Origin of the sequence: Sphingobacterium griseoflavum, from assembly GCF_014653155.1 — a bacterium.
Classification (GTDB): domain Bacteria; phylum Bacteroidota; class Bacteroidia; order Sphingobacteriales; family Sphingobacteriaceae; genus Sphingobacterium; species Sphingobacterium griseoflavum.
In genome coordinates, this window is the sequence record NZ_BNAF01000003.1 from 83,262 (window position 1) to 107,348 (window position 24,087).

The window sequence follows — 24,087 nt, forward strand, 5'->3', positions numbered from 1 at the left end:
GCGGTATACCGCTGTCTACTCTGCCGAAATTTGCAAACAAAGAGGGCACGCTTACGCGTAAGGGCTCTTTGCTTCGTTGACTTTTCTTTTATTAGCAAGAAATGCCCCTAAAATAGCACATCCTGCGCCAAAAAGTAGGGCAAAAAATGCCCAAATCGCTCCTCGTCCGACCGCATCAGACATCTGCTCGCCAACTTCTTCTGCTTTCTCTCCCGCCGCTCTTAATCGTTCTTTCACATCTTCGGCTGCCTCTACCCAATTTTCGACAATCTGCCGCGACTCTACCTTGGATTTGCCCGATCGTGCAGCCACCACATTGGCCAAAGCATCCTGATCTGCCTCGGATAGTACACCTTCTTTTAAATTGAACAAGCGATCCACAACGGCTTGGATCTCCTCGCCGGTTTGCGTTGGATCTGCTGCAATTTTGCGTCCCGCACCTTCCATTCGATCCTGACCCTCCTCCAAGGTTCCTTCCAAATTTTCCGGTTGCAATTCTTCTTTATCTGTTTGTCGCAGCACGAGCTTGACTTCTTCCTTCAACGATTTGAAACTATCCGCATCCAATCCCAAATGATTGCCCACAACATCTTTCACGTCTGGCGCAACGTCTTTTATCACACTGCCCGTAGCGTTAAGCGTTTTTCCCAGCAACTGCCCCATACTGTTCATGATGCTTGTCAATGAAGCCGTCACGAAATAAAAGCTGAATAAGCTGAATACCGCCCAAACGACGGCGCCATGTAGCATATTATCCATCTTGTTAACTGCCGTGTTTAGCCAACCTCCTATCCAGCCGCCGGCAAACAGCGACAACAACATCGAGATTACCCACCACAACGTTACTCCTGTGCCAAATCCACTAAAAGGACTGGCATCACTTGTTGGAGAAAAATTAACTAAACCGATTCCAACTCCTAATAATGTCAATAGAAGTTGTATGACAACCGCCATGATAACGCCACATAAGATGGCTCCCCAAGAAAACCGGCTTGATTTCCCGGCGACAATTAACTCGCGTGAGTCGATGTTCTTTTGCATAAAATTAATTTTAAATGTAAACCCTCAATAAATAGCAATCGATCTGCAACCTTATAATGTCACAAGACGAACATTTGTTTTTATTTTTTTTATTAAAAGTTCTTTTACACTAAGAACGCCTGTTAAAAAAATCAGAAAATTTAAAAAAATATCCCATAGAGAAATAATTGTCAACACGACACTTGTGAGCTATTTTGCATGAATAACGATACATACTGCACGGCGGTCGTGGTACAAACTTGCGTTTCAGCAAAAAAAGGCGGCTCCACAAAACACCAAATGTCCTAGGTAATTTTTGCTACATATTGTGACCCAAGTTTACCGTCGCCACCCTTTTTCTTTCAGGTAGTGTATGAGTGCCTGCGGGCGATCTGTTTGTATTAAGTCGGCTCCATGCCGAATGACCCAGCCCCAATGCGCATCTGGATCGTCGATAGCGAGATCATCCTGATGACCAGCGCAAAGTTCTGCCCATAATGTATTTACCCAAACGGCTATCCCTTCGCGATTGAGCAATTTGATAACGTCAAATACAGGCGACTCTTCTTTGTTATAGATAACTTCAAATGCTACAGGCCGATAGGCCAGCACAAAATCCTGCACAAATTGCATGGGAGTAGTTGTATCTTCGGTATCGTAGATATGGTAATCCTTCGGCCACACCATCGGCATGTAGGTGATACTATCAACCAACGCACCGATGCTTTGCCGAAGTTCTCCAACCGATTGATTTCCTTTAAAAATGGCCTGTTTAATGGCCCCGGTTTCTTTCAACAAATGATAGACCTGAGGCATATCTTGCCAAGCTTTATCGAGGTTGACCAAAATGGGCTTACCCTTTACGAAGGACATCATCTCACGGAGCGTCGGGACGCGGTGCTGTGTTGGCATCCCTGCTCCGTTTTTAAGAAAAACCCGTCGTATGGAGTCCAAATGCAGATCTGCGATCTTGCCCTTACCCGTTGTTGTTCTGTCGATTGTTTTGTCATGCATCACGATCAATTCTCCATCGGCCGTGCGCTGCACATCGATCTCCACAATTTCGACCCCCATCTTTAACACATTCTCCACCGCCCGTATGGAATTTTCCGGCGCATTTCTCCAATCCCCGCGATGCGCCACGACCAATACATGGGTAGAATCCGGTGTTTTTAAAGCCGCTAAAATTTCTTCAGGATTTTTAAAGATGGATTGTGCAAACGAAGGCAAGATGAAAGCCATACCGAGAACAAGGAGTAAGCCAGCTTTCTTATGATTATTTTTTTTCATGTATATATTTTTTAAAGATGCAACGATGACCTTTTTATCCAGGCCGAATGTAGACCACGCCTATCGTTCATCATCAATGGTAGTGAATCATCGTTCTGGCATTCGCAACAGTAACGCATTACAGACATGATCGTCCGTAACGCGTTAAATGTTAATTATACCCTATATTTTGTATGGTCGCGGGGTCTGCATTGATTTGGCTTTGCGGAATGGGCTGCACCAAATGATTTTCATTGATACGGATCGTTTGGTATCCCGGCGTTCGCTCAAAATAAGCATTCATCACCTCGACAGCTTGGTCGGTGCGGATCAAATCAAACCAGCGATGTCCTTCTCCCACAAATTCCAAACGGCGCTCAAGCGATATGGCATCGCGCAATGCTGCTTGACCCACCGTCGTGGTCGGACTAGTCAGCCCTGCACGTGTGCGCACCATATCGAGGTATTCCATAGCACGTGTTGGATTTCTATTCGGAGCCTCGTTATAGCACTCGGCCAACATCAGCAATACGTCGGGATAGCGCAACACGGCGACATGGCTACCACCATCCACCGGATCAATCGACGTCTGTCTAAACTTACGGCTAAACACCACGCCATTGTTTCTAACAGCAACGTAGGCCTGTCTACGCCGATCCTGTTGACTGTACAACTGGTACATCTCGCGTGTGGGCAAGTTATGTCCCTTTGCACCACCTACCGATCCCGACGGACTGAACAGCTGAAACGCCGAACTACCTTCGGTATTTCCATTTACACCCGAAGCAAACTGTACGCTGAATACCATCTCTTGGTTATTTTTGTTTGCTGGATCGAAAACAGCCTCCGGATCGGGAAGTAAGACATAGCCCAATGGCAGCACCTGATTTAAGGCTGCGATAGCCTCGTCATAACGCTTTAGTGTCAGATAAACCTTTCCCTGCAGCGTCAGTGCTGCACCCAACGCTACCCTTCCGGGACGGTCTGGAGCTTGCGGCAACAAAGCTACACTCTCCGCTAGATCCGAAAGAATCTGCCGGTAAACCTCCGCCCGCGGAGTGCGACCTTGACCGAAATATGCGTTAACATCGGTTGTTTCATGAACCACCAACGGCACATCGCCAAATACCCGCACGAGATTAAAATAAGATAGCGCTCGAATAAAAAGAATCTCGCCTCGACGGTGATTTTTTACCGTCTCATCCATCTCCACGGCAGGTATCCGATTCAGGATGACATTGCATTGCTGGATGCCGCGGTAAGCGTGTGTCCAGGCACTATCCAGCACAGTGTTCAGCGCGATGCTGCTAAAAAGATCCAGCTGTCCATAATTTCCGCCGTCATTTGCTGGAACTTCACTATAGGTATTATCGGATGGGATTTCCCCAAGCACAATAAGACCACTTCCATATTGCCCCTGCCGCTGCAGCAAACCGTAGGCGCCATTGACACCCGCATCTATTTGCGCTTCATTATTATAGAAGTTGGTTAGCGTCCGTTGTGTGACCGGCACCAAATCAAGCACATTTTCTGAACAGGCAGCAAACAAAATCAGCGTAAATGAAAGAAATGACAGGGTGAGCCATTTGTAAACATATTTTTTTTTCATCATCATATCATTAAGTATTACCATCGTCAAGATTCGTTAAAGGGTCAACTGCAGACCAACCAAAAATGTACGCGCAACAGGGTAATTGGAATTGTCGTATCCCTGTGTAAGCGGATTATCGGTCGATGCATCGACACTAAACCCTTTGTAGGGCGTTATTGTAAAGATGTTATTGGCGGAAGCATACACTTGCAAACGTGACAAACCGATCGTCTGCGCCGCTTTTTCCCGAAGCGTATAGGCCAGTCGAACATCCCGCAAACGGAGATAATTAGCACGATCAAAGAAGACGTTCGACGCACGCGTTTCCCGACGGTTGTTCGAAAAATTACCTAAATTGGGGGTGGCATATGTTCCTTCTGGATTATTGACCGGGTGGTAACGATTATCGAAATACTCCTGTGAAGGCACGGCAAAACCTTCGCCTACCGCAATGACGGTGGAACGTACGCGGCTGTAGATCATTTTACCAGCTTCGCCCTGCAGGGTAAAACTTAGCTCAAATTGCCGGTACTTCAAGTTGTGGGTGGTTCCATAGAGAAGTGTTGGAGCACCCGTCCCGAATGTGGTTTTATCTTGTCCATCGATAACACCATCTCCATTGAGGTCGGCAATGATGTAGTCGCCCACCAAAGTGCCGGGCATGGCAGGGCCTTCGTTTATCTCGCTCTGCGATTTGTATACACCAGTTACTTGATAGCCATACATCTGTGCGATTGGTCCCCCTACTCGGGTCAATGCAAAGTTGTTGGCGCCCGTTATAATTTGGGTCTGACCATCCCCCAAAGCCAACACCCTATTTTGGTTTGTAGAAAGGTTTGCCGCAGGCTTCCAGCTCACCGCTCCAATCGACACAGGCTTGTTTGTACCGACCTGCAATTCGAAGCCCCAATTCCGTACGCGCCCAATGTTTTGCAAGGAGCTCGTATATCCCGATTGCCTCGGCACAGGGACAGAGAGCAGGAGGTCATTCGTATTCGTCACATAGTAATCTGCCGAAACATGGAAGAGGTTGCTAGCGACATGCAGATCAACACCGATGTTTGTGGACTCGGCAACCTCCCAAGAGAGATTGGGGTTTGGCGCGGTTCCTAGGCCCACGCCCCCGGCGAGCCCGTCATTGCCATCGAGGTAATTCTCGATTGATAATAACGGATGCGCACCGTAAGCCGGGATTTGGTTATTTCCCGTTTTCCCCCAGCTAGCACGAAGCTTAGCATATGGAACGATGCTGTTATCGGCATTGAAAAAAGGCTCTTCGCTAATTGTCCATCCTGCAGAAACAGCCGGAAAAACACTCCATTTTGTATTGACGCCAAAGCGGGAAGAACCATCTCGACGAATTGATCCCGAGAACAGATACCGGTTATCATAATTGTAATTGAAACGGCCAAAGTAAGACAACAAGGTCCATTCTGTCTGCGGTTGCAGCACCTGAAAACTTGTCCCGCCCATTATATTCCGCAATTGATCATCTTGAAAGTTAAATGCGTTAACGGCAGTCATGCTCAAGTGCTCATATTGATACGAGTGGCCGGCAATGGCTTCCACGTTATGCGCCCCGAATGTTTGCACATAGGAAAGAATATTTTCGGTCAGCACATTTTTGCGCAGGTTCAGCCCGCTTGCTGCCCGCGTGGCGTCAGGGGCCGCCTGCCTGTAGGTACCCACACCTGATGGATCGAAAAATCGGCTGTTGATAACCGAATAGTCCCCTCCCAGTGATGTTTTAAAGCTCAGTCCTTTCCATAGATCGACCGACAAATAGGTGTTTCCAAACAACTTAAACTCATCTCTTGTGTTATCGATCAGCTGTATCATGGCTACGGGATTTTCTGCTAACGCACCGTCGGTCGGCGTGTTCTCACGGATCTGTTGCGATATATTTAAATTACCGGCAGCATCATACGGTGCAAAAAATGGGTAGCTGATGTTGGCAATCGCCAAGGGATCGGTTTCCCAGGACCCATTGTTGTTGAAAAGATTCCGCTTGTTGTACGACGGATTTGCCGTTAAACCAAACTTGATGCGCTTAGATAGGTTGCTGCGCAGGTTAAAATTGCTCGAATACCTTTCATAATCTGAGCCTATAATAATGCCATCCTGTTTAAAATAGTTGCCGATGACCGCATAGTTGGTCTTTTGATCACCGCCCATGATGGTCAAGGTATGGCTGGTCATGGGCGCGGTGCGGAAAATCTCGTTCAGCCAATTTGTATTGGTCAAACCCTGCTCTCCCGCTAGATAAGGTCCTAAATAGCTTGGGATCAATTCGCGGAGCGATGCGCCCCTGCTTCGGCGTGTCTCAGTATCATCCGACGCGCTACGATTCGACGGATCGCGTGATACGTAGCCGGTATTTCGCGCCTCATACATAAACTGCGCCATATTATAAGCGTCCACAAACTTGACCGGATCAGCCCGCTGTTGGTAGCCTAGAAAGGAGTTGAAGCTAACGGTGAGCTTGTCGCTACTGCCCTGTTTTGTTTCGACCATGATAACGCCATTGGCACCTCTCGAGCCATATATTGCTGTCGAAGCAGCATCTTTTAAGAATTCGATGGACTTTATCGTATTGGGATCGATGGCGTTGAGCCCTGTTCCTTCCGTCATCGGAAATCCATCGATAACGACTAGGGGGTCTGTTCCCGCTGTTAACGTTCCGGTGCCCCTTAGCTTGATTTTACTGTTTACACCAGGCATGGCAGAGCTTTGAACCACTTGTACACCGGCTGCCCTGCCCGAAATAGCCTCTGCGATAGTTCCGCCCGCATACGCCGTGACATCATCCGACTTTAAAGAAGCTATTGCTCCCGTGACGCTCGACTTCCGCTGGGTACCGTAGCCTACAACAACCACATCGTTCAGCAAATTCATCTCTTCTGCTAATCGTACCGTTATCGGTGGCATACCAGGATGAAACGATACCTCTTGGCTTACGTAGCCCAGAAAACGTACATCAATCGACCCACTCGGCCGGGATGTCTTTAGTTCAAATTCTCCTTTTTCGTTGGTCCGCGTTGCCGACGCGCCCCGCGTTTCCATGATGGTCACCGCGGCCAATGGTTTGCCGTTCACGTCTTGAACAACTCCCGAAACTTGATGCTGCTGTTTACCATGATTGGCCACAACCTGAACCGCGACACTCCGCTCTCCCTTTTTAAATTGCAGCGGCAATTGATCGCTTAGGTAATCGAGCACTTGCTCGAGCGTTTGCTCTCGTAAATCGATTCGGTTGAGATACATGGATGCAATTTGTTGTTCTGATACGATAAAGGAAAAGTCAGATTGCTTCGATAGCTCATGCAGGATGACGGCCAACTTTGTGCGGCTTTGAAAATGCAGGGTAATCGGTTTTGGATTGATTTCTTGGACAATATGGGTTCCTGATAGCGCCCTTGCCTGCATACCGTTATTCCCTAGGTATAGGCAAAGGAGGCCTATCATACAATAATTTTTCATACATTTGAAAAGTTAAATTACGAATAGTAAGATTTGTCAACATTTCGCAGATGTTGCACGCTAAAATTTTACTGGAGGGCATCACACTTTGTGATGCTTTCTCGCTTTTACATCGATTACTGTTTGCTTAATTCATAGGTCTTCTCGTTTACTTGATTAACAGTCAATCCAAATGGAAAAGCCAATTCATCCAGCGACTGCTGCGCTGTACTGTAATAAAACTTTCCACTTATGTCCGGTATTGCAGCGCTGTCGGGCAGCTTGTTCACAATCTGTATCTGATATAGCGTTTCAATCTGCGCGATCGCATCCGTCAATGGCGTATTGTTGAATGTAAGATATAAATCGAGGCGTTTTGCACTGTTACTACGGACCTCGACCTCGTTTGTCGCCGTGTCAAACAACCAGAGGTCGCCAGGCTTCAGCAGACTACCTTGACCTTTTCGCTTGCGCACGTTAACTTTCCCTTCATACAGCGCCACTTGGCGTTTTGCGGATTCTTTTCTTGCCGTCACCTTAAATACGGTACCTAGCACTTCCGTTTCAACATTACCGGACACCACGACAAATTCCTGCCCGGTGTGTTTAACACGAAAAACAGCCTCTCCAGCAAGCGAGACATGACGACGATCCAATCCATAGAATGATTCCGGGTACCGCAACGTGCTATGTTGGCTCAAGATCACCGTACTACTATCCGGCAACATGACGGTTTTGGATGCGTCGCCCGACCGAACGGTGAGTAGATTGTTCATCTTTCCGCTATCCTGTTGGCCATAGCGCCAGTACGCGACGCCCAAAGCGATGAATACGGCGACACTCGCCGCAACAAGCGCATTCCAACGCAGAAAACTTACCTGTGTCGCACGTTTTATCGCGCCCCAAATCAGCTGTTTTCCCTTATCCGTGAGCGTGTCATCGGCCGTTGGTTCCTCCTCCCACAAAAAGCGCAATTCTTCCTCTTCGTACTGATCTAATTTCTTTTTTTTCATCCTGCTTATACTAAATCAAACGGTTGTAAGGCGCTTGCTTTCAGCCGTCCGTTATATATACGTTTGACAAATACAATCTACCACCTGCAAATAGCAGATGTTGAATAATTAACAATTTATTCATAGTGGAGGAAAAAAGGGGGCTATTTAACCGCGGTACGATTGCGTCTGCTCGCGAAGGAATTCGCTCGCGAGATAAAGATGGTTGCCGACCGCACTGATCGATATATTAAGGTATTGTGCAATTTCCTGATAGGACAGTCCTTCATGATGGTATAATGTAAAAACCTCTCGTCTTCTTGGGGGCAACCGATTCACACACTGGCTTAATATTTTCTTGCGCGCTGCTAAATGATGCGTGGCGTCCTGCTCCTCGTACTCTTCAGCAGCAGGTATACTGTCTTCATCCAGTGGCTCCTCGCGATGTTTTCGATACCAATTTGATAGTTGCTGTTTGCTCGTATTGAACAATAGGGCGTCCAATTTAACGTCCTCCTTGATGGCATGGCGTGTTTTCCAAATATGTATAAAAACGTCCTGCACGATATCATCGGCCTGATCGTCGTCAGCGAAGCGCGTGGCGAAGCGATATACTTTTTTATGGTACAGTTCAAACAGTTCCTTAAACGCCTGATGGTCGCCTCGCTTGATGCGAGTCAATAGCAACTCCATAAACGACAATATTATAAGACCAAAGTTAATTAGTAACGTTCAACATTTGGCTAGCTACTGCACAAATTAATAAAAATTTAACGCAGAGCATAACTATTTTAAGGAAAATATTTGTGCGATCTGAAGTGCCAAGGAGCTATTTTCGCTGCTAAACGGGCAATGCGGGCTCCCAACCCAACTCCTCTAAGCTTTTAAAAAGTCAGCATACCATTTCCCGGATGCCTTCACCGTGCGCTTCTGACTTTCAAAATCGACATGTACAAGTCCAAACCGCGGGTAATAACCTTCTGCCCACTCAAAGTTGTCTAAAAATGTCCAAACGAAATAGCCGTTCACCGGTACCCCTTCCCTTTTTGCGCGCAGCACTTGCGCCATCGCCTGTTGTAGATAGGCGGTTCTTTTGGGGTCATCCACTTGATCCGCCAAAACCAGATCGGGAAAAGCTGCTCCATTTTCAGTGACGAGTAAAGGCGGCATATTCGGATATTTCCCGAATTTGTGCAGCATATGGTAGATAGACTCGGGGTAGACCTCCCAATTCATGGCCGTCATCTCAACCCCTCTTTTCTTAGCACTGACAATTTTTGCCTGAAGAAATGGAACAAACATCGCATAGCGGATGACCTCGCGCGTGTAGTTTTGAATACCGATAAAGTCCATGTCAAATCGAAGATCGGTATCGTCATTTTGATGCATATACCTCTCTATCCTATTGAGGATTTTAATTTCTTTGGTTGGGTAGCCCATGCCGAGCAGAGGTTCGATAAAAAACCGATTGAGCAACACGTCGGCTTTGCTGGCAGCGATAACATCCTTTTCACGTGTGGTAAAGGGCTCTACATGCGAACAAGAAAATGTTGTCCCTACGTAGCTATCCTGCTGCAGCGATTTGATGATCCGTGCGCCGTGTGCTTGCGCAAGCGCTGCGTGGTGGGCGGCAGCCAAGAAATTCTCCAAACCTTTGCGCCCTGGGGCATGCACCCCAAAAAAATAGCCCGCTGCGCAGAAAACCGTGGGCTCATTAAGTACCATCCAATTTTTCACCCGGTCACCAAAATGCAGCACACAGATCGCAACATATTCGCCAAACCATTCTTTGACATCGCGATTTGCCCATCCTCCTTTTTGTTCCAGAGCATGCGGTAGATCCCAGTGGTAGAGCGTGATCCACGGCGTGATGCCCAGCGCGAGCGAAAGATCGATCAGCCGGTTGTAAAAGTCTATTCCCGCTTGGTTGATTTCGCCAGTTCCTTGCGGTAATATACGCGTCCAAGCAATAGAAAATCTATAGTTCCGAATATGCAGGCTACGCATCAAGTGCAGATCCTCCTCATAGCGGTGGTAGAAATCACAGGCTACATCGCCGCTGTGGCTTTCCCGTATCTTTTTCTTCTTTTGTACGAAAACATCCCAAACAGAAGGTCCTTTTCCGTGATCGCGATGTGCACCTTCGATCTGATAAGCAGCGGTAGAAACACCCCATACGAAATCATCCCCAAAGGCATCCTTGGTTATATGCATGTGCTTTTGCTAAATGTACAGATGTTTATTCCTTCTATAAACATCGTTGCTCCCGTAATGTTTTTATGCTTAGATTTTATGTGACCTAAGCGGAGAATAGAAGGAGCTGAATTGGTCCAAGAAGAGGTGAAAAACCATTCGCTGGAAGAAATATGTAATCTTTTTCATGGCACTTTTCGTTAAGGTGGACAAACAATCATCATGATTAAAGGTAAGGATATAAATACAAAAGCCTCCAAAAGAGGTATTAAGTTTGTGTGAATTATACCTACCTATAAACCAAACTGAACCGACCCATAAATCAATGGTTAATTTTAAGCAATCGATTGCGTTTACTCAGCGTTTCAAACTTAGAAAACAAGATGTTAATTTACTTCCCAAAACATCATTTTAATCGCAATAACAAAATGAGCCTAAAAAAATTAACCGACAAGCAGCTCATGATGGTATTTCCCGAAGAACAGGGGGAACTGGTGATGCAGGAAATTTACAATCGCTACTGGAAGAAGCTATTGGGGGTGGCTTATAACCACCTCGGAAACAAACAAGATGCAGAGGATGTTGTACAGGATGTGTTGCTTTCCCTTTGGAAACGGCGTAACAGCCTGCAGGTGGCAGTACTCGAAAACTACTTAGCTATCGCCGTCAAATACCGGGTTTTTCATTACCTAAAAAATCGAAGAAATGATGTTTTTCAATCCGATAGCGATGGGCTACTCGAGCGGCACACCGCGTCTGATGAGCACGAAAAGATTTACGCAAATTTTATCGAGCAACAGATCCGAGGCGTTGTGGCACACCTTCCGGAAAAATGTAAACTGGTATTTGTCCTCAGCAGGCAGGAAGGAAAAACAATACCGGCCATTGCGCAGACATTGAATGTTGCGGAAAAAACAGTAGAGGGACATCTCACCAAAGCGCTGAAGGCTATCCGCCTATATCTAAAAGCCACCAACTCCGCTGTCCTTCTTTTTATTATCCTACTTCTCTAATTTTTTTTCAAGCCGAGCAAGGGTAAAACAACGATCTGGTATACTATCATGAAGACTGCCAATATGATCGTATGGACCCAAAAAGAAAGCAAGTACTCCTCGACAAATATCTTAACAACAACTTGTCAAAGGGGGAGGAACAAGAACTAAGCGCATGGTATGATGCCATTTCTAACGGAAATGGCAGGTGGCATAGCAATAACCCGAAGGAAGAAAGGGATCTACAAGACCGCATGGAGCAGAGGTTGAAGCATGCTCTCGCTCTGCAATCGATGCAACGAGCAAAAAAGAATATATTATACGGGCTCTGCCGAGCAGCGGCACTTTTAATCGTATTAGCAACCGGTGGCTATTTATACCGACTGCACACTGCACCTCATCAAACCTTTCATTTCACAAATCCTACTGAAGAAAACAGGTATATCGTCTTACCAGACAACAGCAAAATCATTATCAGGCCAAGGGGCTCCATTACCGTGGATTTTGGAACGAGCTATCGCGCCGTCGAGCTGTCGGGCCAAGCATTTTTTGACGTCACAAAAGACCCAAAAAGGCCTTTTACGGTAAACGCAGGACGATTTCAGACATCGGTCTTGGGCACCAAATTCTATATCCAAGCTACCGAAGGAAAGGCCTTTCTAGTTGCGGTGAAATCCGGAACGGTGGCCGTTAAAGATCAAGTAGATCATCTATCGCTCGCAGTGTTGAACAAAGACGAGGGCATTAAAGTGCCCGTAGTCAAGCAGGGGAACACGTCTACTGTCAATCCGCCGATAATCCCTTGCAGCAAGGAAGAGCAACTACAGGAACGGGCTTGGTTGGAAAACGAGCTCGTGTTCCAAAATGTACCATTGGAAAATATTATAGACAAACTCGCGAAACGGTACGGCAAAGCGATTGATATCGCTACGCCCGAGTTGCGTCAACGAAAAATAAGCGGACGCTTTGACGGCGCCGAAACGTTAGAAAATATACTAAAAACCCTCGTGACGGTCGCCGAAGCAAACTACCGCACCGATACGGATCGATACCTGATCCACCATTAACAAAACGCACTTAAATACGATGCCTATGATAAAAAAAAGCCTATAAAAGACGAGCTGCAACACGTTGTGGTGCAGCTCGATACTTCCTGCCAATCGCCAAACTGAACAGGAAGCTTACACTAGATCCGTTAAAAATCTAATCTGATTAAAAGTAATGAAAAAAAACAAATGGAAAAATTTCTGTCACCCTACGCGCATGCTGCGTGGGTTGATTATCCTAATGGCAATGATCGACAGCAGGGGCCCATTGCAGGGTGCTGCTGCGGGCCACCAAAACCTAAAGCATGTGCCGATTGAGATCAACCTTCAAAAGGGGGAAAAGCTGCAAAGCGTACTGGAGCGACTACAAGAAAAAACAGACTTCAACATATTTTACGCCAATGCGCATATTGCCGATGTTACCACCAGCATAACCCGCGATCAGCTTTTCCATGGCGATGCCCATCAGCTATTGACCATGATTCTCCGGAACACCGACCTGACTTTCAAAAAGGAAGGAAATGAAATTATCATAACCCGCTCGACATCAACCCAAGACAGAGAGGTGTCCGGCAAGGTCGTATCTGCAGAAGGAGAGCCTTTGTCTGGTGTTACCGTATCAAGCAAAGAGCGGCCATCCCTGTCCACATCAACCGACGATCGCGGAAACTTCAGACTTACCGTACGGCAGGAAGATACGATATTAATCTTTAAATCAATCGGTTATAAAGCTCAAAATCTGCTCATCGGCAGAAGCAATGTGTATCGCATCGTATTAGAGCGCACAACCGGCAATCTGGAAGAGGTTGTCGTTGTAGGCTACGGCACGCAGCGCAAAGCATCATTGACAGGTTCTGTCGCACAGGTCCGTGGAGACGACATCCGGAGAACACCGACTGCAACCCTATCCAATACCTTGGCGGGTCGGGCGCCCGGAATTATTGCGCGGCAAAACAGCGGGCAGCCTGGTGCCGATCAAGCCACGATAAGCGTACGCGGCAAGAGCACGTTCGGAAATAACAACATGTTGATCCTCGTGGACGGCGTGGTTAGAAACTTCGACCAGATCAACCCTGCTGAAATTGAAACGGTTAGTATATTAAAAGATGCATCTTCTGCTGCTATCTATGGCGCACGGGCAGCCAACGGCGTTTTGCTGATCACGACCAAAAGGGGACTTCTTGGCGAACCTTCTATCTCGTACAATGGCTACACAGGTATACAGCAACCTGCTGTTCGAGCACACTTGCTAGACGCTGTTCAGTACATGGAGATGTTCAATGCCGGGCTGGCATCCACCGGTCAAAACCATTTATATACCCCGGAAGACATCGAAAGGGTACGCAACTACCCAGAGCAGCTTCCGGGGCGAGCCAATACCGATTGGTGGAAAGAAACTATGCAGCCTTGGGCACCCATGAGCCAGCATGATCTCAACCTCAGTGGCGGCAGCGAAAAAGCAAAATACTTCGCCTCGCTAGGCTACCTCGACCAGGGTTCGCTTTACCGCACATCAGATTTCAAGCGGTATAATTTTCGATCCAATATCGATGCGAAGATAGGACGAAACATCTCGGCTACTTTGGATGTGGCAGGCCGCTACGAGGACCGCCAAAATCCCTCTTCAAACATGGACATTATCTTTGGCGCCATTATGGCCGCCCGGCCTACCGATCCCGCTTATTTCTCAAACGGACTTCCCGCTGTATCAAATGGTCGAAGCCCCATTTTGGAAGCTACGCAATCCGGCACAAACCGAGACAACTGGACCGTTTTTCAGAGCAATGCCTCCCTGAAATACGATGTACCGTTTCTCGAAGGTTTATCGCTAAAAGGTGTTGCGGCCTTTGACATTTCTTATAATACAGGAAAAAACTTTTACACCCCTTATAGTTATTACAGCTACCAGGCAGAGCGTGGCGACTACGAGCAGCGAAGAATCGACGGCACCATCAATCTGAACCAACGGTCTCATCGCCAAGTGGCCATCACAACACAGGCAATTGCGAATTATACCAAAAAACTTGATCGGCATGCGATAGATGCCACAGCAATCTATGAAACCTACACGTTGAACGGTTCAACATTTTCAGCCTATCGCGAGCAATACCTGAGCGCGCTGATGCCACAGGAATTGTTCGCCGGCTCGGAAACGGCAATGCGGAACGATGGTAGCTCCAGCGTGGACGCCCGTGCTGGCTGGGCAGGGCGTTTTGACTACGGTTTTGACGAACGATATCTATTGAGCACCACCTTTCGATATGATGGATCCATGCGCTTTCCTAAAGGGAGGCGTTGGGGTTTTTTCCCGGGCGTCTCTGCCGGATGGGTACTTTCCAAGGAGTCATTTATGCAAGATGCCATCGCCGCACTCGACTTTTTCAAGTTTAAAATCGGTTATGGACAGCTAGGAAATGATCAAGTGGCGCTCTTTCAATTTCTACCTGCCTATCGCATCGGCTCCCGCGCGACATCCAGCTCTTTCGCCTACATTGTCGATGGATTGCCTGTTGTAGGCATCTTTCCATCCAACTACCCAAATCCCGATATCACTTGGGAGCGTGCCAATGCTTTCGACGTAGGCTTTGAGTCTGGGTGGTGGAATGGAAAACTAAGTCTAGAGGCCGGTTATTTCAGAAAAAAAACCACCGACATCTTATTACAACGCACAGCGGCCGTCCCGGGCACCTTCGGCGAGTTGCTGCCTTCTGAAAACATTGGCATAACACAGAACCAAGGTATAGAACTAGACCTCGGGCATCGAAGCACGATGGGCAAAGTCAATTTCAATGCTCGAGGCACCTTCACCTATGCGCGCAGTAAAGTACTGTACATGGATGAAGCCGCTAATGTACTGGAGACAATTCGACAGACAGGCCGTCCATTCGACCAGTACAGGGGATGGCAAGCGATAGGCCTATTCCAATCTCAAGAGGAAATCGAAAATGCTCCACGGCAGATGTTTGGAACGGTAAGTCCTGGAGACATCAGATACGCCGATATCAATGGGGATGGTGTTGTTGACGACAAGGATCGCACGGTCATCGGCCGTAGCAATGTCCCAGAACTGGTGTTTGGCCTCTCGTTGGGTGCTAGTTGGAAAGGATTCGATATCGATATGCTCTGGCAGGGTGCTGGTCGTTTCAATACTTACTTAAGCGGTAGATTTGCACACGCTTTCTCCAATGGTGCCAATCCCTACCGGTACATGCTCGATTATTGGACACCTGAAAATCCAAACGCTGCTTTTCCACGTCCCGTTGCTGGCGGAACAGGCAACAATCAGCGGTTTTCTTCCTTTTGGCTTGCAGACGCCACCTATCTACGGTTGAGGAGTATGCATCTCGGCTATACCATACCTGCCACTGTGCTAGCTCCTATAGGGGTTAAGCGATGTCGTGTTTTTGTGGGAGGATCCAATTTACTGACCTTCTCCAAAATGTATGGCCTAGATCCCGAACAGCCCAGCGAATCGCGTGGATATTATCCACAACAGCGAATCGTCAACTTAGGGCTTAACGTCAATCTTTAATCATTTTAATATAGCATGTCATCATGAAAAAAAAATATCTATATCCTATTTTATGGCTTGGCTTTATGGTATTGAGCACGCAATGGGGCTGCGTCAAACTGGACCACTCTCCACCAGACCGTCTTGCCGAAGACGCACTTTGGCGTGATGCCAATCTTATGCGTTCGTACATTGCCGATCTCTATCGGCGCTTGCCTATTGGCTTTGCTGTCACGACGGCCCTACCGATCTACTGCGACGAAGCCCGTGGCGGGTATTTTTGGTTGGGAGCAAATACCACCGTTATCAATGGGGCATACACGGCTGCAAATGCACCATTAAATAGCTGGGATGATCTATACACAAGCATCCGAAGAGCGAATATCTTTTTAGATCGCGTGCAAACGGCCTCTGGCGTTACGGATGAGATCCGTGGAAATTTGTCTGGACAGGCACACTTTCTTCGTGCATTGCTTTATTTCGAGCTGGCAAAGCGTTATGGTGGTGTCCCGTTAATTACGACGGCGCAGACGCTAGCGGAAGATCTGATGGTTAGACGCAACACGGCAGCAGAAATTTACGACTTTATTCGCAGCGAGTGTTTATCCGCCGCCGCGCTGTTGCCGAACAGGGGGCCGGCAGGATTCGCCAACCGCTGGGCAGCAAAAGCGCTGGAAGCTCGAGCGATGCTGTATGCTGGCAGATGGGAAGATGCGGCGGCGCCCGCATTGGATATTATTGGCAACGCGGGCTACAGTCTAGCTACCGACTATGCATCGATTTTCCATACCAAACGGGCCCCATCCAGCGAGAGTATTTTCGAAATCCAATATCTTGACCCAACCCGCGTACACAATCACGATGCACTCAATGTTCCCTATGGGGATAATCCGGGCAACTATACCAGCTGGGTTACGCCACTGCAAGAAATAGTGGATGCTTATGAGATGCAAAGCAGCGGGTTATCAATCCATGATCCAAACTCGGGCTATGATCCTCAACACCCCTACATAGGCCGTGATCCACGCTTCTATGCAACAATCCTCTATGAAGGTGCGCCTTGGAAAGGACGACACATTGAGACAAGAGTTGGCGGACGCGACGGGATTGTCGATCGCAACGCTAACCAAGATCCTACAAAAACGGGTTATTATCTGCGGAAATATTTGGACGAATCACTCAGCCTGGAAAAGCTTTGGTTTAGCACACAAAGTTATGTTGAGTTTCGCTTAGGCGAGATTTATCTGATTGCGGCAGAGGCCTTAAACGAAGCTAGACAAAGCGAGCAAGCCAAAATATATGTTGATGTAATCCGTCAACGTGCACAGATGCCAGCAATAGCAACAGGCTTGGACCAGGCGACAATGAGACGCACTATCCAGCACGAACGTCAAATCGAACTTGCCTTTGAAAATCATAGGTATTGGGATTTAAGGCGTTGGGGAATTGCCGTTGAAACACTTCACAACAAGATATTCACAGGGATGCGGATTACGCTCGATAATGGCATATATACGTATGATCGCGTCCCGGCGGATTGGCAGTCATCTTCTCCTCGGGTGTTTTTGGAGAGGCAAACTTTACTCCCTATCCCGTTAGCGGAAATCGAGAAAAATCCCAAATTGACTCAAAATCCAGGCTGGTAAACATGTTCAGCCAAAATGCAGGCACTTCCTGTTGAGGTGCGTGGAGCGCGAGACGATAGATACGCCCAATAAGCGTCAACGGCAAATCGATATGCTGTTGACGCTATGTTTAGGACTTGCTATGTTAAAGGGACACGGGATCTACTGCACCCACCACGGTTTGTTACGGATATTATCATTTCCGTTGAACTGGCTTTGAATGGCGGCCGCCACGTGTGCACTGTTGATGTTGTACTCCTCTTGTGGGTACATCCAGCGATAGGCCGTTTGTACATTGGCCGATTTGCGCAATGTTGGATACCCGGTGCGTAGATGATCAAAATACGCCGAATAGCCCCCCTGATGAAAGGACCGCAGATATTTCTGCATCATGATTCGCGCAATCTTTTCTTCATTGCTACTCACCGCATCCAAGCGTACGTTGGCCTGTTGCAGATAGGTATCAACCTTCGCTGCATCCACGAAGCTGGATAGCCCTTTTGCATAGGTTTCATAGAATCTAAAAGCCGAGCGAACACCTTCATTGTACAAAGCATCCGCATCTCCGCTTATCCAGCCACGCACGACAGCCTCCGCTAAAATGAACTGTTGTTCCGCATGACTCATCAGCTGCAGGGGCTCGGTGGTGGCATCTTGCGTGTAGCGCTCAAGCACCTTGGATAGTTTGCCACGCACCGCTTTGGCATTTACCTGCGCATACGGCGCGATAGGATCACCTCCTTCATACGCTGCAAAATTATCCAAGGCCAAACCCTGTTCCTGCGCTTCCCTGGTACGGGTGGCCAGCACAAAAAGTCTAGGGTCATCGTGATCCTGCAATCTTCGGATAAATGTAGAGTCCATGTACATCCCGGAGCCATAGCTGCTGGAATTGAATTCTGGATATCGGTTTCCATCTTGGTTCAAGAACTGCAACTGCGCATCGTCACCTTCACCGATAAGGGCTTCGTCTCGATAGATCGAAGCAAATCGACTCTTGACATCTAGGCTTGCGTCTCCCGCTTTCATCGAAAGCGTCATCAACACCTTTAGGCGGAATGCATTGACTGCCTTGGCCCACTGCGAAGCTTGCTCATCGTAGATGATATCACCTTTGATAATTCCACCTTCCTGTTCCTTCAGGATATCGTTAGCTTCTTCGAGTTCCGTCAGAATACCCATAAAAACATCTTTTTGGCTGTCATATTTCGGTGTATACACCTGCAATGCTTCTCCTTGCAAAGCTTCCGAATAAGGGATATCGCCGAAAGTCAGCGTCAGGTTGTAGAAATAGTAAGCGCGGAAGAATTTTGCGAGTGCCAAATAACCCGGATCTGCGATCCGCCTAGCCTCTTCCTCCATCTTGGTCACGTTGCGCAGCTGGCTGTAGGGATCAAAGCTTCCCCGTTGCCAGTTATAGATTTGGTTTGCATTTTCGCCATCCGTTTGGACGATCATCTTTAAAGCGTATAGCGGTGCCGTGCCACGCCAAGCACGGAAAGCATCCCATTCAATTTTCGGGAGCAACGCCTGCGGGTGCGCGCTGGCAGCAGAATTCGGGTTTTCGTTGATATCGGTTAGCTTTTGGCAGGAGAGCAGCACCGAAAAGGCTGCAGTGACCAAAAATAGCTTCGTTGTTCTTTCTGTTATGTTCATGTTTATTCTTTTCTATTACAGCAGCTTGGCTTGGTTAAAATTTAAAATTCAAGGATACGCCAAGGTATCGTGTCGACGGATCCTGCAAGTTTACATCGTTGCCAATGCCAAAGTCAGGATCGACATACGGGATGTTTTTCCACATCAACAGATTATATCCGAACACCGAGGCATCAAGACCGCTAAGAGCCTTCGATTTGATGATTTTGTTGATATCGTAGCTTACTGCCAGCCTTCTGAGCTTCACAAAAGAGCGGTCGAACACGTTTGCGAACAATGGGCTTTCCTCTTCCGTAACGCGTGCCTGATAGGGATAATTTTGACTCCACGACTGCCAACTAACGGTTCCGCTGTACGGCGCATAGGTGCGTGTATCGGATGTCACCTGACCATTGGTATCACGGATAAGCTCGCCTCCGGTGACGATAACGCCAGTAGGTTGATAGGCATTTTGGCCTGATTCATATTCCTGATCGCGATATAGCGTAGATGAAGGGTGCTTGCCCCCCCACCACATTTTTTCGATGGTTTGCGAATTCATCACACCACCGATCGAACCGTCTATATCCAAGTTGATCGTAATATCCTTTACCTTAAAAACCTGGAGAAACCCGAATTGCCAATCGGGATTAAGGTGTCCCAGCATCTTGGGATAGGGATCTCGGATGGGCATGCCTGTATTTTCGTTGAGAATCAAATCGCCGTTAGCCGATTTTTGCCAAGTTGTGGCATAATAGGCATCGGCACGATCGCCCACCTTGCGATTTTCCAAGACATTCACCCCGGGATAGATGCTCTCGATCTTGCGTACCGAGGTGCTCCAGTTCAGGGTTGTATGCCAAGTAAATTGATCCCGCTTGATGATGCCCGCCGTTAACATCAGCTCGAAACCCTGGGTTCGGTTTTTAAAGCCGTTTACCTTACGGGAGCTAAAACCAGAAGCCTGCGAAGCAGGTACATTCAAAATGGTATTGTCATCAATGATATTATAGTAGGTCAAATCCAACGACAAGCGGTTTTTGAAAAAACCAAAAGCGGTACCCATCTCGTAAGATTGAGTGTTTTGCGGCATAATGCTCGCATTGGCCAACACGTTGGGGTAGACAACAGAGGGTGTGGTGCCATAGTTGAAATCTTTTTCATAGAATGCCTGCAAGCTATAAGGCGACAGGTCGTCCGATGCAGACGCCCACGAGCCATATACCTTCCAATAGTCGACCTGCGGCGCAATGTTGAAATAGTCAGAGAGGATGGAGCTGACCGATACCGACGGATAATTGTAGGAACGGTTGCTTTCTGGCAGCGTAGAAGACCAGTCGTTTCGCAAGGAGAAGTTCACGAAGGTCGACCGGAAGATATCCAGATTCAAGGCAGCATAGGCGCTCCGGATTGCCTTCTCTCGGATGTAGTTGTTCGATTTATCGTCGCCCGAGATCAGGGTTTTAATCGGCCCTTGACTATTGCCGATATTATAGATAAAGGGCGCGACCAAGCCGTCTGTAGAAATGAAGGCATTGCGAATATCTCTTTTAAAGGTCGAGCCGCCGGCGTTCAACGTTAACCCAAAATTATCCGAAAACTGCTCTGAATAGGTCGCTAAGACATCGGCATCGAAATTCAGCTGTCTATTGTCCCATGTTTTATAATCCCCGTTTCGCGAGTCCCCATAATTCATGTAAGACTTGGGCACTTGCATATCTTCAAAAAGCGTCTTTTGACGCGCAGAAACCCTTCCCTGCACCATAAAACGGGAAGATATCTTCCAGTTCAATGTGCTTTGCCCGTGCAACACATCCAAATCGTGCAGCTGGTTTAGCTCATTTGCTGCAAAATACGGGTTATTGTACCACGCATAATTATAATTCGCTTGGCGGAAACCCTCTTGGCCGGGGATGTAATAGTGCTCGGCTAGTTCCTTTCCGTTCACATCGTTCCCCATCCACAGCAGGATGGTATACATATGGTTTTTCGGTCCGTAGCCATAACGCGGATAATTGGGGGATTTTACCTTGTTGTAAGATAAATTAAGGTCAAACTGCAGATTTGGGGTGAAGCGATACGAGGAGTTGATGTTTGCGCCGCCCGTTGTGAGTTGTGAATTAGGAACTTGCCCCTGCTGAAAAGCATATTTGCCGGAGGAAAAAATGCTAAGTTTATCATTTTTATAGGAAATTGTCGCATTGTTCTCCGTGACAAAGCCGGTACCTAAAAAATCGCGCAGGTTGTCATGCGCCACCCAGTCGATCGGAACCCGCTCGTAGCGTGATTTGTCATCATAGATCGTTCCGCTCACATCCCCCCACCACGGAATAACCGCTCCGGTCTGTCTGTCGCGTATCGGGCTATTCCATTGCGGCAGCTGTATACCCGTATTTAATTTAGGACCCCAAGCCATATCACCGTCAGAGATACCGCCATCCGCACCGTCCCAAAATTCGTACTGCCCGTTTGATCCACTCCCGTATTCCATTTGCGACTCCGGGAATACCGTAAATCCAGCCGAGAACATGTTGGTCGTCCCTACCGTAAACTGTAGCTTATCGGCTTTGGCCTGCTTCGTAGTAATCAGGATAGCCCCTTCCTTACCTCGCGCGCCATACAGCGAGGAGGCTGTTACGCCTTTCAGAACATTGATATTTTCGATGTTCTGGCTTGGTATATCATAAAAATTGGTTTCCACCGGAATGCCATCTACCACGATCAACAAATTGGTCTTTCCGCGCAAGTTGAACGTAGGCGCTTGAAAGATCCCCGTCGGATTGTTAACAATTAATCCGGCAACCTGCCCCGTGAGCGCATTTCCGATGTTCATCGTTCTTGATTGCTGCAGCACTTCGGGATTAACTTCCTGCGTGGCATATCCGACTTTTTTCTTTTGTTTTTTAATACCGATAGCGGTTACCACCACCTCTTCAATAGCCGATTCTTCTTTCGTCAATTGAAGTGCCATATCCTTGCCCGCATAAACCTGCTGATACACTTTATAGCCCATCGCTCGGATTTCCAGCACGTCACCTTGTTTCGCATCAATAGTAAATTTTCCAGTAAAATCCGTCGATGTCATCTGCTGTGTGCGCAGGTTCGTTACCGTCGCTCCGAGCAATGCCTCGCCAAGCTCGTTGTTAATTTGGCCCGTTGCCATTTGCTGAATAAAAACAGCGTTCAGCAGAAGAGCTTCCTCGGGAAGCAGGCTTGGAAAAGACCGAGCTTCCTGCATGCACAAAGTCACGGATAGGCCAAGGGCTAGGGTCAATTTTGTCATAGGCTTTACTGACCCAATCTTTAATTCATTCATTTTTCTTTCGTGGAGTTAGCAATCGATCTATCTTTTAGATCGATGCAAAGCAAGAGAAATGCTATTAAGCCACCGTTATCAGAATAAGAAATATCCGAGAAATCCGAGCTATCTCCTTTAATTGTTTATTAAGTGTTGCCGGCCACCTGCTCCACATTAGGCGCACAACGTCATGATCTATGAAATCGTTTTTTGACACACGGAGTTGCAGCGTCGGTCTCGCGTTGCGCCTCGCAGCAACATATGTTAATTCTTTGTTAAATCGTTATAGCAAATTTGGAATACCTGAAATTTGCTTTACCTTTGGGTATTCATAATTAGGTTTATAATTGGTTAGTTAGTTAAAACATCCTAGAGCTCCCCGCTTTAGGATGTTTTTATTTTGGAGCATATGTTCTACAGGAAAGCGTCCCTTTACAAGCTGATAATCAGTATCCACGCAGGCGTTCTTAGCTCGTAGCACTCCGATTGGGTACCGTCCTTTTTTTTTCCTTGCACGTTCTTTTTATTTGCTATCTGCTCGCATGCCTAGGTGTCTGCAGGCCTACATCAACAGAGAGCCGCAGCACAGCGATACCAAAACACAAGCTCCTATTCACCGAATAGTTACCGCTATTCACCGAGAAAGAAAGGCCGCCGATCTAATCGTCCTGCAAAACGGTTCAAAAGGCTGCTACTTTTGAAATAGCAAATGAGTTATATAAAAACATAAAAAAATCAACACATAAAACATCTCCCAACCATGAAAAAGACATGCGCAACCATCGCCACAGCACTGCTCCTGATCAGCTCCTGTTTTGCATTTTCTGCCGACAAAAAAAATCCGTTGAAAAACCTGGAATCGGCAAAGATTATTACCACCTACCTAGAGGCCACGACATTAGGCAGCATCGAATTAAACAAATACCTCTTTGCCGAGGATTTTCAATACCGTAACAGTATCAACAAGGATGTTTACAACAAAAAGCAATACCTCGAATTCCTAAAAGCACACAAAGGCGTGACATTCAACTGCAAAACAAGCTATGAGATCTTGGATCAAAGCGGCAAGGCTTGCGTGGCCAAGGCCACGATGCAATTCAAGCACTTTACCCGTGTGGATTACATCACGCTCAATCAAGATGAAGATGGTTGGAAGGTAAGCAAGGTCGTCACAACCTATCCTTAAGATTTTACAGACTGACGCTGTATATGGGCGTGCCAAGACTGGTAAAGACCTGTACACCTCGGCCTCTCCGAAGAAGGGCCCACCGAAAAATAAGCGCCAATTGCAACATAGTTGTTAACAAATTACATACTATCGGCCACAAGCAAAGTTTGGCATAAGATTTGAACACTTATTTGTATTCATAATTTAGGTTAATAATTGGTTAGTTAGTAAAAATCCTGAAGCTCCCCGCTTCAGGATTTTTTGTTTATCACTTCTTAGGATCCGATT

14 protein-coding genes are annotated in these 24,087 nt (G+C 47.2%); 5 read left to right on the top strand and 9 right to left on the bottom strand.

Annotated elements, in window-relative coordinates; genetic code table 11:
- Window positions 1-51 precede the first annotated feature (51 nt).
- The 7 genes from IE165_RS04525 to IE165_RS04555 form a co-directional block, all read right to left on the bottom strand.
- Entirely contained in the window at window positions 52-1,041 is a 990-nt protein-coding gene (locus IE165_RS04525; protein WP_189625416.1) for a hypothetical protein, read from the bottom strand.
- Between the two features lie 318 nt (window positions 1,042-1,359).
- Window positions 1,360-2,310 carry a glycerophosphodiester phosphodiesterase family protein gene (locus tag IE165_RS04530; protein WP_189625417.1) on the bottom strand — a complete coding sequence of 317 codons (951 nt, stop codon included), beginning with the start codon at window positions 2,308-2,310 and terminating at the stop codon, window positions 1,360-1,362.
- A gap of 151 nt (window positions 2,311-2,461) precedes the next feature.
- Window positions 2,462-3,904: a RagB/SusD family nutrient uptake outer membrane protein gene (locus tag IE165_RS04535; protein WP_229826345.1), complete on the bottom strand. Its 1,443-nt coding sequence runs from the start codon at window positions 3,902-3,904 to the stop codon at window positions 2,462-2,464.
- A gap of 30 nt (window positions 3,905-3,934) precedes the next feature.
- Window positions 3,935-7,360, bottom strand: a complete 3,426-nt coding sequence (locus IE165_RS04540; RefSeq protein ID WP_189625418.1) for a SusC/RagA family TonB-linked outer membrane protein — start codon at window positions 7,358-7,360, stop codon at window positions 3,935-3,937.
- Between the two features lie 116 nt (window positions 7,361-7,476).
- Entirely contained in the window at window positions 7,477-8,352 is an 876-nt protein-coding gene (locus tag IE165_RS04545; protein ID WP_189625419.1) for a FecR family protein, read from the bottom strand.
- 147 nt (window positions 8,353-8,499) lie between these two features.
- The gene (locus IE165_RS04550; RefSeq protein ID WP_189625420.1) at window positions 8,500-9,024 is read right to left on the bottom strand and encodes an RNA polymerase sigma factor; all 525 of its coding nucleotides are present in this window, start codon (window positions 9,022-9,024) and stop codon (window positions 8,500-8,502) included.
- Between the two features lie 183 nt (window positions 9,025-9,207).
- A complete protein-coding gene (locus tag IE165_RS04555; RefSeq protein ID WP_189625421.1) occupies window positions 9,208-10,545 on the bottom strand; it encodes a GH1 family beta-glucosidase in 1,338 nt (445 codons plus the stop codon).
- A 407-nt stretch (window positions 10,546-10,952) separates the two neighbouring features.
- On the opposite strand from IE165_RS04555, the gene IE165_RS04560 reads away from it, so the two are divergent.
- From IE165_RS04560 to IE165_RS04575, 4 genes are all read left to right on the top strand, one after another.
- Entirely contained in the window at window positions 10,953-11,537 is a 585-nt protein-coding gene (locus IE165_RS04560; RefSeq protein ID WP_189625422.1) for an RNA polymerase sigma-70 factor, read from the top strand.
- A gap of 71 nt (window positions 11,538-11,608) precedes the next feature.
- Window positions 11,609-12,583: a FecR family protein gene (locus IE165_RS04565; protein WP_189625423.1), complete on the top strand. Its 975-nt coding sequence runs from the start codon at window positions 11,609-11,611 to the stop codon at window positions 12,581-12,583.
- A 154-nt stretch (window positions 12,584-12,737) separates the two neighbouring features.
- Window positions 12,738-16,094, top strand: coding sequence for a SusC/RagA family TonB-linked outer membrane protein (locus tag IE165_RS04570; RefSeq protein ID WP_189625424.1), 3,357 nt, complete (start codon window positions 12,738-12,740; stop codon window positions 16,092-16,094).
- A gap of 23 nt (window positions 16,095-16,117) precedes the next feature.
- A complete protein-coding gene (locus IE165_RS04575; protein WP_189625425.1) occupies window positions 16,118-17,719 on the top strand; it encodes a RagB/SusD family nutrient uptake outer membrane protein in 1,602 nt (533 codons plus the stop codon).
- Window positions 17,720-17,860: 141 nt separating this feature from the next.
- Here the strand turns inward: IE165_RS04575 and IE165_RS04580 are convergent, their stop codons facing one another.
- Window positions 17,861-19,354, bottom strand: coding sequence for a SusD/RagB family nutrient-binding outer membrane lipoprotein (locus tag IE165_RS04580; protein ID WP_189625426.1), 1,494 nt, complete (start codon window positions 19,352-19,354; stop codon window positions 17,861-17,863).
- A 34-nt stretch (window positions 19,355-19,388) separates the two neighbouring features.
- Entirely contained in the window at window positions 19,389-22,649 is a 3,261-nt protein-coding gene (locus tag IE165_RS04585) for a SusC/RagA family TonB-linked outer membrane protein (RefSeq protein ID WP_229826346.1), read from the bottom strand.
- Between the two features lie 742 nt (window positions 22,650-23,391).
- Here IE165_RS04585 and IE165_RS04590 point away from each other — a divergent pair.
- Window positions 23,392-23,817: a nuclear transport factor 2 family protein gene (locus IE165_RS04590; protein ID WP_189625427.1), complete on the top strand. Its 426-nt coding sequence runs from the start codon at window positions 23,392-23,394 to the stop codon at window positions 23,815-23,817.
- Window positions 23,818-24,087: the final 270 nt, after the last annotated feature.